The following is a 13,821-nucleotide window of genomic DNA, read 5'->3' on the forward strand; positions in this document are numbered from 1 at the left end:
AAGCGATCCCGACCACGGGTCGAGGTCGCTGATTTCATTGAAGAATTTCAAGAAATGGTGGGCTGAGAATGGCTCAGCGGGTAAACACCCGCTGCGGCCTGCGGCCGATCGGAGCCGGCGGCGGGGTCGGCGCGCCGAACAGCCGCTCGAAGAACGAGGGGCCGGATGAGGAGAAGCCGCTGTTGGCCACTGCCACACCGGACGGCAGCGTCGTTGCCGGGCGCGAGTAGCTCGGCTGGGCATGAGCGACGACGTTCTCGAGATCCTTGCCGCGGTTGTTCTTCAGGATGTTGATCATGGTCGCATCGCGGCCATACACGTCCTTGCGGATTTGCAGCTTGCCGGCGTCGTCCACGAACGCGGTCTGGTAGGTGATGTTGACCGGGATCGGCGTCGGGAATTTCAGGTCGACCTCGCTCGAGCCGTACATGCTGCGGATTCGCTCCGGCGTGTAGTGCTCGTTCGGCATCGTGATGTTGAGCAGCACCGAGGCGTACTGATCCGGATTCTGGACACGCATGCAGCCATGGCTGTAGGCGCGCTCTTCCTTGGCGAACAGGTACTTGTCCGGCGTGTCGTGCTGATAGACCAGGAACTTGTTCGGGAAGTTGAAGCGGACGCGGCCGAGCGCGTTGGCTTCACCCGGCGGCTGCGAGATGTGTACGGAGCCGTCGCGGTTCTGCTCGAGGCGCAGGCCCATGCGCTGAAGCACGGTCGGATCCTGCTGAAGCGCCGGCAAATATTCGTTGTAGACGATCGACGGCGGCACGTTCCAGGTCGGGTTGACCGTGATGTACTTCATCGTCTCGCTGAGCAGCGGGGTCGCATGCGTGCCCGGCTTGCCGGTGACGACGCGGGTGGTCCAGACCTGCTGGCCGCGCTGCATCACCTTCAGCGTGTAGTCGGGGATGTTGAGGATGACATAGGCGTCGCCGAGCGAAGGGGCGCCGAGGTCGCGCGGCAGCCAGCGCCAGCGCTCCATGTTCACCAGCACCGTGTCGATCTGCCTGTCGCGCTTCGGGCTGTTCAGCGCCCTGACCGTCCTGTCGTCGAGGATGCCGGTGGCCTTGAGATCGGCGCCGTCCTGGAATTTGCGCACGGCTTCGGCGACGGTTGCGTCGTAGCGGGTGTCGTTGGCGTTCTCGGTGATGCCGAGCTTGGCGCGGAGCTGCGGCACGCGCGGATCTTCCACCACGACCTCAGCCTGCTTCTTGCCGCGGGCCGGGGTGTATTTCAGCGCAGGCCCGTCAGTGATCTCGATCACCGGGCCGTCGCCCTGGCCGCGCAGCTGCGCGAGCTTCGCCTTCAGCTCCTTGTAGAGCTTCTGCGGCGGGTTGTAGCTGTCGAGCGCCGCGGAGGCGTCGGCCGCGGTCGTGACCTTGATCAGCACCTCGTTCGGATCGGTCGGGTGCTCGGGATAGAGGATGTCGGCGCTGACCTGCGACCAGTGCATCCGGCCGCTCTGCGCCTGGCGCGCATAGTCGAACATGCTAGCGGTGAGCTTCAGCTCGGCCTCGGCGAGCGCATCGGGCGTCGTGGCCGCAGTGAAATCCGGCACCGGGTAATCGGCGGGATTGAGGCCGTCGGAGGCCGCATCCTTCAGCCGCGAGATCACGCCCTTGCCCGCAGCGGTGAGGGCGCCTGCCTGGGTCCAGACCGGCGCGAACTCGCGCGCGCCGTAAAACTTCTCGACGGCGGCACGTTCATTCTTGCGATCGAAATAGCGCGAGGACTTGGCGCCGATCATGTCCTTGAGCTTGTCGGCGACCGGCTGGTCCGCGGCAGGAACGTTGCTCGCGGCCTTCACGGGCTCTGGGGCCGGCTCCTTGGCGACGTCCTTGGGCGGTTCGGCCGGGGTCGCTGCCGCGGCCGCAGGTGCAGCGGGAGCGATCGGCGTTGCGGTCGCAGTGTCCGCCTTGGCTGGTTCAGATTTGACGGGCTCCGTCTTGGCAGTCTCGTTCTTCGGCGCGTCAGCCGCGGGCGTGGTGGCGACGTCGGAGGGCTTGGCCTCGACCTTATAGGGTGCGGGCGCGGCGGCCTCTGTCTTCGCAGCTTCCTTGGCGGGGTCCTGAACGGTTGCCGTGGTATCGAGCTTGATGTCGGCGGCGGTCGGGGGCGGGACGTTTGCGGGCTCCGGGCGCGGGATCGCGGCTTCGATCGCGAGCTCGGCGGCGCTGCTGCGCGCCTGGTCCTGCGCAAGCGCCGAAGTGGCCGACACCGTGAGGAAGGTCGCCGCGACCGTCATCAGCACGCGGTCAAAGCCTCGACGGTGGTTCAAGCAGTCAAGCATTGTGTCGCACCCCTTGGGTGAACTGTCCCTCATGGAACAGCTTCGTTATCGTCTTATGAGCTTCGGCTAATCGTGCCGGCTTCTCGAAAGTTGCACGCCTGCACGCAACGATTCTTACGCAGACGATATACAGGCCCCGTTTTTGCAGCCAGCGCCACCCGGGACAACTCACGACAAACTGACTTCAAGGAAGCCTCTTGGCAACGGATTGTGCGCTTCTGCCAAGCGCTTTTCCCTTTGTCTGTCACTTCCAAGTCACGGTTCACGCCGCGGTCGAAAACTCCGTAAACCGAAGGGCTTGCGGCCAAACTGGGGCGTCAGGCAAACCGCCACTCGCAGGCGCTGCTCAGTGCGTCTCCTCGCCGCTTTTCCCGCCGTGCCCTTGCACGCCGGCTTCGTCGAGTTTGCGGTAGAGCGTGGAACGGCCGATTTTGAGGCGGCGAGCAACTTCCGACATCTGTCCGCGATAATGCGAGATCGCGAAGCGGATGATTTCGTTCTCCATGTCTTCCAGCGGCCGCACGTCGCCGGTTGCGGTCAGCATGGTCAGGCTTCCCGTCGCCGGCAGGGGCGCGATCGGTATTTCATTACCCGAAACCAGCGAGGGCGCCGCGATCGGCTCGAGCATCAGCGGCGCGGTTGGAATGTCGTTTGCGGGATGGGGATGCGAGTTGAGCAGGGGGAAATCGCCGAGGCCGAGCTGGTCGCCCTCGCTCATCACCACCGCGCGATAGACCGCGTTCTCGAGCTGGCGGATGTTGCCGGGCCAGTCGAGCTGCGCCAGATGCGCCATCGCCTCGCCGCTGATGCCGTTGATCGGGCGGTTTTCCTCGGCGGCAAACCGCGCCAGGAAATGCCGGAGCAGATGCGGGATATCCTCGCGCCGTGCGCGCAGCGACGGGATCGTCAGCGGCAGCACGTGCAGGCGATAGAACAGGTCTTCGCGAAAATGACCCTGCTTCACCCGCTCCAGGAGCCTGCGGTTGGTCGCGGAGACGATGCGGACATCGACCTTGACCGGCTTGCGGCCGCCGACCGCCTCCACTGCGCCTTCCTGCAGCGCGCGCAAGAGCTTGACCTGCGCGGCGAGCGGCAGCTCGCTGACCTCGTCCAGAAACAGCGTGCCACCGTGGGCCTCGACGAACTTGCCCATGTGCCGCTCGGTTGCGCCGGTGAAGGCGCCCTTCTCGTGACCGAACAGGATCGACTCGACGAGATTGTCGGGAATCGCGCCGCAATTGACCGCGACGAAAGGCTTTGCCTTGCGTTCGCCGCTCCCATGGATGGCGCGCGCGAACATCTCCTTGCCGACGCCGGACTCGCCTTCGATCAGCACGGGAATGGAGGAGTTGGCCGCCTTCTGCGCGGCGCGCATCACGCCCGCCATCGCATCGGCGCGCGTGATGATGTCGGAGAAGGTCAGACGTCCTTCGCGGCTGTGGCGGATGCGCTGCAATTCGCCCTTGAGCGCCGAGGTATTGAGCGCGTTGCGCAAGGAGACTTGCAGCCGCTCCACGCCGACCGGCTTGACCACGAAATCGGCGGCGCCTGCGCGCATCGCCGAGATCACATTGTCGATGCCGCCATGGGCGGTCTGCACGATCACGGGTACGCTGAGGCCCGCCTCGCGGATTTTCGCCAGCACGCCCATGCCGTCGAGGCCGGGCATCACGAGATCGAGGATGACGGCGTCGATGGCCGGTGCGTCGGGCGCGGTGAGGGTGGCAATCGCGGCGTCGCCGGAATCCACGACGATCGTCTCATAGCCGCATTTCTGCACCATGTTCTCGACCAGACGGCGTGCCACGGCGTCGTCATCGGCGATCAAAATACTGGCAGCCATGGTGTTCCCCGCACGCTACAACTATCTGTCTCGAATCGGGTCACTCTGGCCGAAGCCGATTAACGCACTCTTAAACCTTGATGACCCCGCTCTTTGCGATCGTTGAACACAGGTTTCCAGCACAATGACTTCGCGCTCCAAGCCCACTCGTAGCATGCCCGCCCTCCGCAAGCCGAACACCAAAAAAGCCGCCGCCAAAGCCAAACCCTCCGGCAAGTCTGCAAGCAAAACCGGAAAGCTTCCGGAATGGAACCTCGCCGATCTCTATTCCGGGATCGATGCGCCGGACGTGGCGCGTGATCTCGAAAAGATGGATGCCGATTGCGTCGCGTTTGAGACGGACTACAAGGGCAAGCTCGCGACAGGCACAGCAAACGAAGATGGCGGAAAATGGCTCGCCGAGGCCGTGCGACGCTATGAGGCAATTGACGATCTCGCCGGCCGCCTCGGCTCCTATGCCGGCCTCGTTCACGCCGGCGACAGCGTTGATCCCAAGATTTCAAAGTTTTACGGCGATGTGTCCGAGCGCCTGACAGCGGCGTCCACCCATCTGTTGTTTTTCGCGCTCGAGCTCAACCGGATCGATGACGATCTTTTGACCTCCGCGATGCAGACGGTGGAGCTCGCGCATTATCGTCCCTGGATCGAGGATTTGCGCAAGGAGAAGCCGTATCAGCTTGAGGACAAGCTGGAGCAGCTCTTTCTGGAGAAGGCGCAGACCGGTTACTCCGCCTGGAACAGGCTGTTCGACCAGACCATTTCGGGCCTGCGTTTCAAGGTCGGCTCCAAGGAGCTCGCGATCGAGCCGACGCTGAATCTGCTGCAGGACCGCGACGGCGCCAAGCGCAAGACCGCCGCGGAGGCGCTGGCAAAGACCTTCAAGGCCAACGAGCGCACCTTTGCGCTGATCACCAACACGCTCGCCAAGGACAAGGACATCTCCGACCGCTGGCGCGGCTTCCAGGACGTCGCGGATTCCCGGCATCTGAACAACCGGGTCGAGCGCGAGGTGGTGGATGCGCTGGTCGCCTCGGTGCGCGCGGCCTATCCAAAGCTGTCGCACCGCTACTACGCGCTGAAGGCGCGCTGGTTCAGGAAGAAGCGGCTGGCCTATTGGGACCGCAACGCGCCGCTGCCTTTTGCCGCGACCGACACCATCGGTTGGCCCGATGCGCGGAACATGGTGCTGACGGCCTATCGTGGCTTCTCGCCTGATATGGCCGAGATCGCCGAGCGCTTCTTCACCGACCGCTGGATCGATGCACCGGTGCGCCCGGGCAAGGCGCCCGGCGCCTTCTCGCATCCGACCACGCCGTCTGCGCATCCTTACGTGCTGATGAACTACCAGGGTAAGCCGCGCGACGTCATGACGCTCGCCCATGAACTCGGCCATGGCGTGCATCAGGTGCTGGCGGCCAGGAACGGCGCGCTGATGGCGCCGACGCCGCTGACGCTGGCGGAAACCGCGAGCGTGTTCGGCGAGATGCTGACTTTCAAGCGGCTCTTGGCGCAGACCAAGAGCCCGAAGCAGCGCCAGGCGCTGCTCGCCGGCAAGGTCGAGGACATGATCAATACCGTAGTACGGCAGATCGCGTTCTATTCCTTCGAGCGTGCCGTGCACACCGAGCGCAAGAACGGCGAGCTTACCGCGACGCGGCTCGGCGAGATCTGGCTGTCGGTGCAAGGCGAGAGCCTCGGGCCGGCGATCGAGATCAAGGCGGGCTACGAGAACTACTGGATGTACATCCCGCACTTCATCCATTCACCGTTCTACGTCTACGCCTATGCCTTCGGCGATTGCCTCGTGAACTCGCTCTACGCGGTCTATGAGAACGCGGCCGAAGGCTTTGCCGAGCGCTACCTCGACATGCTCGCCGCCGGTGGCACCAAGCACTATTCCGAGTTGCTGCGCCCGTTCGGGCTCGACGCCAAGGACCCGAAATTCTGGGACGGCGGGCTCTCGGTCATTGCGGGCATGATTGACGAGTTGGAGACCATGGGCTGACGGGCGAAAGTGCCTGAATTTAGAGCAGGGTGGGTGCGAAGCATTTGTTGAACCGCCGTTCAGCGAATGCTGTCCCACCCGCTTGATCCGCGATAATCGGGATTCCAAATGAGCCCATTTGCCGGAAAACCGCGCGTCCGTGCCGTTGCCCTGTCCGGCTTATTGCGGTATTGCCAGCAAAGAATTCGACTTTCGACTGGGGACATCATCAATGGCTGACCATAGCGAAGTGGCGTACACCACCGCCGACGGCAACGACTACGTTGCGCACGAGCAGACCTATGAGGGCTTCATCAAGCTCGTGAAATACGGCACGGCCTCGGTCGCGCTCATCGTCATTTTGATGGCGATCTTCCTCACCTGATCCGCCTATGGCGGCTGCCTACGCCAACGGCGGCAGCTGCCCACAATATTTGCATTCAAGCCGGTTCCAAAACCGGTATCGAACGTTGCGGGAGTAACGCTACTTTTTTGTGCGCGCGCTGTCCCGCGCCGCCGGAGGGCCTATGAAGATCGCCGTTGCCAAGGAAATCGATCCGTCAGAGTCGCGGGTTGCCGCTTCGCCTGATACGGTGAAGAAGTTCAAGGCGCTGGGCGCCGAGATTGCCGTCGAGCCGGGCGCCGGCCTCAAATCGGGCCTGCCGGATTCCGAATTCACCGCGGTGGGCGCCACCGTCAGCGCCGATGCGCTGAAGGACGCCGACATCATCATCAAGGTCAAGCGTCCCGAGGCGACCGAGCTCGCGCAGTACAAGCGCGGCGCGCTCGTCATCGCCATCATGGACCCCTATGGCAACGATGCGGCGCTCAAGGCGATGGCCGATGCCGGCATCTCCGCCTTCGCGATGGAATTGATGCCGCGCATCACGCGCGCCCAGGTGATGGACGTGCTGTCCTCGCAGGCGAACCTCGCCGGCTACCGCGCCGTGATCGAGGGCGCCGAAGCCTTCGGCCGCGCCTTCCCGATGATGATGACGGCTGCCGGCACCGTTCCCGCCGCCAAGGTGTTCGTGATGGGCGTCGGCGTCGCCGGCCTTCAGGCGATCGCGACCGCGCGCCGCCTCGGCGCCATCGTCACCGCCACCGACGTGCGGCCCGCGACCAAGGAGCAGGTCGAATCGCTCGGCGCAAAGTTCCTCGCAGTCGAGGACGAGGAGTTCAAGAACGCGCAGACCGCCGGCGGCTACGCCAAGGAAATGTCGAAAGAGTACCAGGCCAAGCAGGCCGCGCTCACCGCCGAGCACATCAAGAAGCAGGACATCGTGATCACGACGGCGCTGATCCCGGGCCGGCCGGCGCCGAAGCTCATCTCCGGCGAGATGGTCAAGTCGATGAAGCCGGGTTCAGTGCTGGTCGATCTCGCGGTCGAGCGCGGCGGCAACGTCGAGGGCGCCAAGGCCGGCGAGGTCGTAGACCTCGATGGCATCAAGATCGTCGGCTACACCAATGTTGCCGGCCGGGTCGCTGCCTCGGCGTCCAGCCTCTACGCGCGCAACCTGTTCTCCTTCATCGAGACCATGGTCGACAAGAAAGAGAAGAAGCTGGCCGTGAACTGGGACGACGAACTCGTCAAGGCGACTGCGCTCACCAAGGACGGTGCCGTCATCCACCCGAACTTCCAGCCGAAAGCCTAAGGAGAGAAGCCATGGAGCACGCTGCACAGGTCGTCGACCCCTTCATCTTCCGGCTATCGATTTTCGTCCTCGCCGTTTTCGTCGGCTACTTCGTGGTGTGGTCGGTGACCCCCGCGCTGCATACGCCGCTGATGTCGGTCACCAACGCGATCTCCTCGGTGATCGTCGTCGGCGCGCTTCTCGCGGGCGGCGTCGCAAACGTATCGAGCGGCTCGGGCTGGGCTCGCGCCTTCGGCTTCGTCGCGCTGGTGTTTGCCTGCATCAATATTTTCGGGGGCTTTCTTGTCACCCAGCGCATGCTGGCGATGTACAAGAAGAAGGCCAAGTAAGCGGCCACCTCGGGCTGAAGGGATAGATGGGGACCTGAGATGAGCGCTAACCTCTCTGCATTCTTGTATCTCGTGGCGGGGGTGCTCTTCATCCTCTCACTGCGCGGGCTGTCGAGCCCGGCGACGTCGCGCAGGGGCAATCTGCTCGGCATGATCGGCATGGCGATTGCGGTCGCCACCACGCTTGCCAACCATCCGCCGGCGGACGGCCTGGCCTGGCTGCTCGTCATCGTCGGCATCGCCATTGGTGCTGCGATCGGCGCGGTGATCGCACGCCGCGTGCCGATGACCTCGATGCCGGAGCTGGTCGCCGCCTTCCACTCGCTGGTCGGCATGGCCGCGGTGCTGGTTGCTGCCGGCGCGTTCTATGCGCCTGAGGCCTTTGACATCGGCACGCCCGGCAACATCCACACCCAGAGCCTGGTCGAAATGTCGCTCGGCGTCGCCATCGGCGCCCTGACCTTCACCGGTTCGGTGATCGCGTTCCTGAAGCTGTCGGCCCGGATGAGCGGCGCCCCGATCATCCTGCCGGCGCGGCACGTGATCAACATCGCGCTCGCGGTCGCGCTGGTCGCCTGCATCGTCGGCCTCGTCGTCACCGGCAGCGCCGTGTTCTTCTGGCTCAACGTCATCCTCGCGCTGGCGCTCGGCGTGCTCATGATCATTCCGATCGGCGGCGCCGACATGCCGGTCGTGATCTCGATGCTGAACTCCTATTCGGGCTGGGCGGCTGCCGGCATCGGCTTCACGCTCGGCAACTCCGCGCTGATCATCACCGGCGCGCTGGTGGGCTCGTCGGGCGCGATCCTGTCCTACATCATGTGCCACGCGATGAACCGGTCCTTCATCTCGGTCATCCTCGGCGGCTTCGGCGGCGAGACCGCGGCGGCCGGCGGTGCGACAGGCGAGCAGAAGCCGGCCAAGCTCGGTTCGGCCGACGATGCGGCCTTCATCATGAAGAACGCCTCCAAGGTCATCATCGTGCCGGGCTACGGCATGGCGGTGGCGCAGGCCCAGCACGCGCTGCGTGAAATGGCCGACATGCTGAAGAAGGAAGGCGTCGAGGTGAAGTACGCGATTCACCCGGTCGCGGGCCGCATGCCCGGCCACATGAACGTGCTCCTGGCCGAAGCCAACGTGCCCTATGACGAGGTGTTCGAGCTCGAGGACATCAACTCCGAATTCGCGCAGGCCGACATCGCCTTCGTGATCGGCGCCAACGACGTCACCAACCCCGCTGCCGAAGAGGACAAGACCTCGCCGATCTACGGCATGCCGGTGCTCCAGGTCTGGAAGGCCGGCACCGTGATGTTCATCAAGCGCTCGCTGGCGTCGGGCTATGCCGGCATCGACAATCCGCTGTTCTATCGCGACAACACCATGATGCTGCTCGGCGACGCCAAGAAGGTCACCGAGAACATCGTCAAGGCGATGTAGCGCAACAGGAAAGCGGACCGTGGCCATCAACAAGGAATGGCACCGGTCCCATCGCATGCCGCCCAAGACCACGCGAAGGCCACGCGAGAACAGCGCGTGGCCGCATGCGGCTGCCGCGATATTCCGGTGAGTACCCGGCCGGATGTCCTGAAATTGCTGCGAAGTCGGCGCAAGCCTTGAGGCCTGCGGCGGGTCCGTTGCGGACGACCACACGTCGTCCGCGATACCCTGCCGAAAGATTGGGCCTCAGCCGCGTGTCGCCTGTATGACCATCATCAAGTGGATCGCCATCCTCGTCGTGGGCGGCTATTTCGCAGGCCTCGTCCTGCTCTATGTGATGCAGCGCGACATGCTGTTTCCGATCCCGACCACCAAACGAACGGCGCCGGCCGCTGCGGGGTTTTCGGCGGAGGAGCACCTGCTGACCACGTCGGATGGCGAGACGGTGATCGTCTGGCACGTGCCGGCAAAGCCCGATCGTCCCGTGATCCTCTATTTTCACGGCAATGGCGATTTTCTCGCCGGCCTTGTCGGTCGCTTCAAGGCGATGACCGCCGACGGCACTGGTCTCGTCGCTCTATCCTATCGCGGCTATGCCGGTTCGAGCGGCGCGCCGAGCGAGCAGGGCCTGCTGCGCGATGCCGCCGCGGCTTACGCCTTCACAGCCGCGCGCTATGCCGCCGAGCGGATCGTCGCCTGGGGCTTCTCGCTCGGGACCGGTGTGGCGGTTGCGATCGCCTCCGAGCACACGATCGGCAAATTGATCCTGGAGGCACCTTACACGTCGATGGTCGACGTCGCCGCCTCGCACTACCGCTTCGTCCCGGTCCGCTTGTTGATGCGCGACCAGTTTCGCTCCGACGAGCGCATCGCCCGCGTCACTGCGCCGCTTCTGATCATGCATGGCACAGACGATCCGACCATCCCGATCGCGCTGGGGACGCGCCTGTTCGCACTCGCCCGCGGGCCCAAACGGTTCGTGCGACTTGACGGCGGCGGACACAACGATCTCGATGCCTTCGGAGCCATGGAGATCGCGCGACAATTCATCAATGGCAGCTAAGGGCTGACGCACGCGATCTTCTCGCGCATAATCGTCCCCGGCTCGATTTGAGGATTTGTCTGCATGAGCGCGCACGGACCGATGCCGCGGTCGTCATGGTTATTTCCAGCTCTGGCGGTGCTGCTATTCCTGATCGTCACCGCGACCGGCTACGGCTTCACGCTATCGGCCGGCGGGGTCGTGTTTGCGGTCGTGCTCCTGGTGATCCTGTTCGGCACCGTGTTCGCGGCTGTTCATCACTCCGAGGTGATCGCGGAGCGGATCGGCGAGCCGTTCGGCACGCTGCTGCTCACGCTCTCGGTCACCATCATCGAGGTCGCGCTGATCACGACGATCATGCTGGGGGACAAGCCGGCGCCGGAGCTCGCGCGCGACACAGTCTTCGCGGTCGTGATGATCGTCTGCAACGGCCTGGTCGGCCTCTGTATCCTGACCGGCGGCCTGCGCTATCGCGAGCAGGGCTTTCAGGTCTCCGGCGCCAACGTCTATCTCAGCGGCCTGATTGCGCTCGCGACCATCACGCTGATCATGCCCAACTACACGCTGACCACGCCGGGCCCGATGTATTCGACGCTTCAGCTCGGCTTCGTCGACCTCGTGACGATCGTGCTCTACGGCGTGTTTCTCTATACCCAGACCGTCCTCCACCGCGACTATTTCATCAATCAAGCCGGAGACGACGAGGCGGGCGGCACGAGCCATCTGTCCGGCAAGATGCTGGCGGTCAGCATCGCGTTGCTGCTGGTCTCGCTCTCGGCCGTGGTTCTCCTCGCCAAGAAATTCTCGCTGGTCGTCGATGCCGTTGCCGCCATGATCGGCGCTCCGCCCGCGTTCGCGGGCCTGCTGGTCGCGCTCCTGATCCTGATGCCGGAAGGCGTCTCCGCGATTGCGGCGGCGCGCAAGAACGACCTCCAGAAGAGCATCAACCTGGCGCTCGGTTCCTCGCTTGCAACCATCGGGCTGACCATTCCCGCGGTCGGAATTGCCACCTATGCGTTCGACCAGCCGCTCGTGCTCGGACTGAACCCGCAGAACACGGCGCTGCTCTTCCTCACATTCCTGCTGAGCATGCTGACCTTCGGAACCGGCAGGACCAACGTCCTGTTCGGACTGGTCCATCTGGTGGTATTTGCCGTCTACGTGTTCATGGTTTTCGTGCCCTAGGAGAAAATGCTGATGCTCGCCGCCCAGTCCGACGTCCAGATCGACAATGAGGAGGTCCGGGTGACCGAGTGGAGACTGGCGCCGGGCAGCGCCACCGGGCCTCACGTCCATGGGATGGACTACGTGATCGTTCCCGTCGTCGCCGGGGAAATGACCATCGTGGCGCCCGATGGGGAGCGCTCCAAGGCGCAACTCGCGGCGGGAAAGTCCTACTTCCGCAAGGCGGGTGTCGCGCATGACGTGCTTAACGAAACCTCAACCGAGATCGTGTTCCTTGAGATCGAACTGAAACCGTAGATCCCCGTTCATCGATTGCCATCGATCCGTCGCAGTTGATCCCTTACTATGCCCAAAAGTTCCCGCATCAGATCGCGCGGGGAGTGGCCGGAATGCTGAAATACTTCGCTAAGATATCGATGGATATTTTCCCCTCGGTGCTCGCCACGATCATCGGGGCGTACATCGTTAATCATTACATCAACGCCAAGCCGGCGCCCGACGCTCCCGCGGCCGCCGTCGCGCCCGCCCAGCCCGCGGGCAAGGACGGCAAGCCCGCCAACGTCGCCAATCTCCCGGCGCCGGGCGTCAAGGCCAAGGGCGTTTCCGAGAAATCCGTGACGGACAAGCCGGCGGCCGAGAAGCCCGCCGACAAACCTGCCGACCAGCCGGCCGAGACCAAGGGTGCAGAGACTAAGGCTGCGGATGTGGCGCCGGCCGAGGCCGCCCCCACAGGCGCCCGCGGCCGCACTTCGGCGCGCGAGAAGGCCGTCGCCAAGTCCACCCCCGCCGCTCCCGCTGCCGCCTCCCCGGTTGTCGAGGCCAATTCAGCCCCGACGACGGCTGCAACCCCGGACGCCAACGATCTCGCGCGCGCCGCGATCGAGCGGCTGCGCAAGTCACCTGAGTACAAGTCACCTGAATACAAGTCGCCCGAGACCAAGTCGTCTGAGCCTGTGGCTCAGGAGGCAGCCCACGCGCAGGAAGCTGCCCGCGGTCAGGAGGCGCCGCGAGTCGTGACTGCGGCGCCGTCGGCCGTGCGCCCGCTGCCGCCGCCGATCACGGTGTCGACGCCGCCTGCCGAGTCCTATGGCAATGGCCAATCGGCCAATCCGCCTTACACTGCCTCGGTCGGCAGCGACGATCCCAACAGGATGACCCCGCCGGCCGATATCCCCGTCCCGGTGATCGCGCCGCCGCTCGATTTGCGTGCCGACGCGGGCGGGCCTGCCATGCCGCGGCCCAAGACCAACGTCGCCGAGGACATGCTGTCCGGCATGAAGTCGATGTTCCACGCCGTCCTGCCGAAGGGCGCTACCCCGGATTAAGGCGCCTGTGCCGCGCCCAGCCTTTCAGCCGCCGACGCGGGCAAGGCCGCTGCGTGCGGCGTCGTCGCGTGGACGGAGCGCGACCGCCTTGGTGTAAGACGCCGCTGCCTTGGCCTTGTCGCCCAGCCGCTCATAAGCCTGCCCCCGCGTCGTCCAGACCTGGACGTTGTGCGGATCGGCCTCGGACGCCTCGTCGAGATCCGCTGCCGCCTCCCTGACCTTGCCAAGCGCGAGATAGCTGACGGCGCGGCCAAGCAGCGGCTCGGCCTTTTGCGGGTTGAGCCCGCTCGCCGCGCTGAAATCGGCAATGGCGAAGTCGTGCTGGTTGTTGCCCTGGTAGATCAGGGCGCGGCCATAGAGCGCCTGCGCATTATAGGGATCGAGCGCGACCGCGCGGTTGAACTCGTCCAGCGCGGTGGAGGTTTCTCCGGCTTTCGCCAGCGCCTGCGCTTTCGCGGTGTGGGCCTGCGCCTCGCTGACATTGCCGGCGCTGACGGCGCTGTCGGTGGGCGCCGCCTTGGGCGCCTCCTGCGGCTTGTCCTTCTCCGGCATCAGCGATCCCAGGTCGAAGGAGCAGCCGGAGAGCGCGATTCCTACCATGACCGCCACGAGTGGCCGCTGACAGACGTGGCGCGTCCGCGCCAGAATGCGCTCGGGGAAAGGGGAAGCCATCTACGGTTCGCTCGCGCTGGTGCCGCATCTGTAGTGCCCCATCCCAGAAAGGCACCGCT

Annotated in this window: 12 protein-coding genes; 9 read left to right on the forward strand and 3 right to left on the reverse strand. The window is 64.6% G+C overall.

What is annotated here, in order from left to right:
- Positions 1-73 precede the first annotated feature (73 nt).
- Together K289_RS0120435 and K289_RS0120440 are read right to left on the reverse strand one after the other, a co-directional pair.
- A complete protein-coding gene (locus K289_RS0120435) occupies positions 74-2,290 on the reverse strand; it encodes a murein L,D-transpeptidase (protein WP_027553235.1) in 2,217 nt (738 codons plus the stop codon).
- A 346-nt stretch (positions 2,291-2,636) separates the two neighbouring features.
- The gene (locus K289_RS0120440) at positions 2,637-4,133 is read right to left on the reverse strand and encodes a sigma-54 dependent transcriptional regulator (protein ID WP_027553236.1); all 1,497 of its coding nucleotides are present in this window, start codon (positions 4,131-4,133) and stop codon (positions 2,637-2,639) included.
- A gap of 124 nt (positions 4,134-4,257) precedes the next feature.
- Here K289_RS0120440 and K289_RS0120445 point away from each other — a divergent pair, with 124 nt between their 5' ends.
- The 9 genes from K289_RS0120445 (at position 4,258) to K289_RS0120485 (ending at position 13,090) form a co-directional block, all read left to right on the forward strand.
- Positions 4,258-6,138, forward strand: coding sequence for a M3 family oligoendopeptidase (locus K289_RS0120445; protein WP_027553237.1), 1,881 nt, complete (start codon positions 4,258-4,260; stop codon positions 6,136-6,138).
- Positions 6,139-6,349: 211 nt separating this feature from the next.
- Positions 6,350-6,502 (forward strand): aa3-type cytochrome c oxidase subunit IV, encoded by a 153-nt coding sequence (locus K289_RS0120450; protein ID WP_008136857.1) that lies wholly within the window; start codon positions 6,350-6,352, stop codon positions 6,500-6,502.
- Between the two features lie 142 nt (positions 6,503-6,644).
- Positions 6,645-7,772: a Re/Si-specific NAD(P)(+) transhydrogenase subunit alpha gene (locus K289_RS0120455; protein ID WP_027553238.1), complete on the forward strand. Its 1,128-nt coding sequence runs from the start codon at positions 6,645-6,647 to the stop codon at positions 7,770-7,772.
- Between the two features lie 11 nt (positions 7,773-7,783).
- Positions 7,784-8,101: a proton-translocating transhydrogenase family protein gene (locus K289_RS0120460; protein WP_027553239.1), complete on the forward strand. Its 318-nt coding sequence runs from the start codon at positions 7,784-7,786 to the stop codon at positions 8,099-8,101.
- 39 nt (positions 8,102-8,140) lie between these two features.
- Positions 8,141-9,538: an NAD(P)(+) transhydrogenase (Re/Si-specific) subunit beta gene (locus K289_RS0120465; RefSeq protein WP_027553240.1), complete on the forward strand. Its 1,398-nt coding sequence runs from the start codon at positions 8,141-8,143 to the stop codon at positions 9,536-9,538.
- Between the two features lie 265 nt (positions 9,539-9,803).
- Positions 9,804-10,601: an alpha/beta hydrolase gene (locus tag K289_RS0120470; protein WP_027553241.1), complete on the forward strand. Its 798-nt coding sequence runs from the start codon at positions 9,804-9,806 to the stop codon at positions 10,599-10,601.
- A gap of 63 nt (positions 10,602-10,664) precedes the next feature.
- Entirely contained in the window at positions 10,665-11,765 is a 1,101-nt protein-coding gene (locus K289_RS0120475; RefSeq protein WP_027553242.1) for a calcium:proton antiporter, read from the forward strand.
- A gap of 12 nt (positions 11,766-11,777) precedes the next feature.
- Positions 11,778-12,062 (forward strand): cupin domain-containing protein, encoded by a 285-nt coding sequence (locus tag K289_RS0120480; RefSeq protein WP_027553243.1) that lies wholly within the window; start codon positions 11,778-11,780, stop codon positions 12,060-12,062.
- A 92-nt stretch (positions 12,063-12,154) separates the two neighbouring features.
- The gene (locus K289_RS0120485; protein WP_027553244.1) at positions 12,155-13,090 is read left to right on the forward strand and encodes a hypothetical protein; all 936 of its coding nucleotides are present in this window, start codon (positions 12,155-12,157) and stop codon (positions 13,088-13,090) included.
- Between the two features lie 24 nt (positions 13,091-13,114).
- Here K289_RS0120485 and K289_RS0120490 read toward each other — a convergent pair whose 3' ends face one another.
- The gene (locus K289_RS0120490; protein WP_027553245.1) at positions 13,115-13,762 is read right to left on the reverse strand and encodes a tetratricopeptide repeat protein; all 648 of its coding nucleotides are present in this window, start codon (positions 13,760-13,762) and stop codon (positions 13,115-13,117) included.
- Positions 13,763-13,821 lie beyond the last annotated feature (59 nt).

It is taken from the genome of Bradyrhizobium sp. Cp5.3, assembly GCF_000426265.1.
Classification (GTDB): domain Bacteria; phylum Pseudomonadota; class Alphaproteobacteria; order Rhizobiales; family Xanthobacteraceae; genus Bradyrhizobium; species Bradyrhizobium neotropicale.

Coding starts and splice junctions, on each gene's coding strand:
- K289_RS0120435 (WP_027553235.1), bottom strand. CDS start 2,290: ATGCTTGACTGCTTGAACCACCGTCGAGGCTTTGACCGCGTGCTGATG.
- K289_RS0120440 (WP_027553236.1), bottom strand. CDS start 4,133: ATGGCTGCCAGTATTTTGATCGCCGATGACGACGCCGTGGCACGCCGT.
- K289_RS0120445 (WP_027553237.1), top strand. CDS start 4,258: ATGACTTCGCGCTCCAAGCCCACTCGTAGCATGCCCGCCCTCCGCAAG.
- K289_RS0120450 (WP_008136857.1), top strand. CDS start 6,350: ATGGCTGACCATAGCGAAGTGGCGTACACCACCGCCGACGGCAACGAC.
- K289_RS0120455 (WP_027553238.1), top strand. CDS start 6,645: ATGAAGATCGCCGTTGCCAAGGAAATCGATCCGTCAGAGTCGCGGGTT.
- K289_RS0120460 (WP_027553239.1), top strand. CDS start 7,784: ATGGAGCACGCTGCACAGGTCGTCGACCCCTTCATCTTCCGGCTATCG.
- K289_RS0120465 (WP_027553240.1), top strand. CDS start 8,141: ATGAGCGCTAACCTCTCTGCATTCTTGTATCTCGTGGCGGGGGTGCTC.
- K289_RS0120470 (WP_027553241.1), top strand. CDS start 9,804: ATGACCATCATCAAGTGGATCGCCATCCTCGTCGTGGGCGGCTATTTC.
- K289_RS0120475 (WP_027553242.1), top strand. CDS start 10,665: ATGAGCGCGCACGGACCGATGCCGCGGTCGTCATGGTTATTTCCAGCT.
- K289_RS0120480 (WP_027553243.1), top strand. CDS start 11,778: ATGCTCGCCGCCCAGTCCGACGTCCAGATCGACAATGAGGAGGTCCGG.
- K289_RS0120485 (WP_027553244.1), top strand. CDS start 12,155: ATGCTGAAATACTTCGCTAAGATATCGATGGATATTTTCCCCTCGGTG.
- K289_RS0120490 (WP_027553245.1), bottom strand. CDS start 13,762: ATGGCTTCCCCTTTCCCCGAGCGCATTCTGGCGCGGACGCGCCACGTC.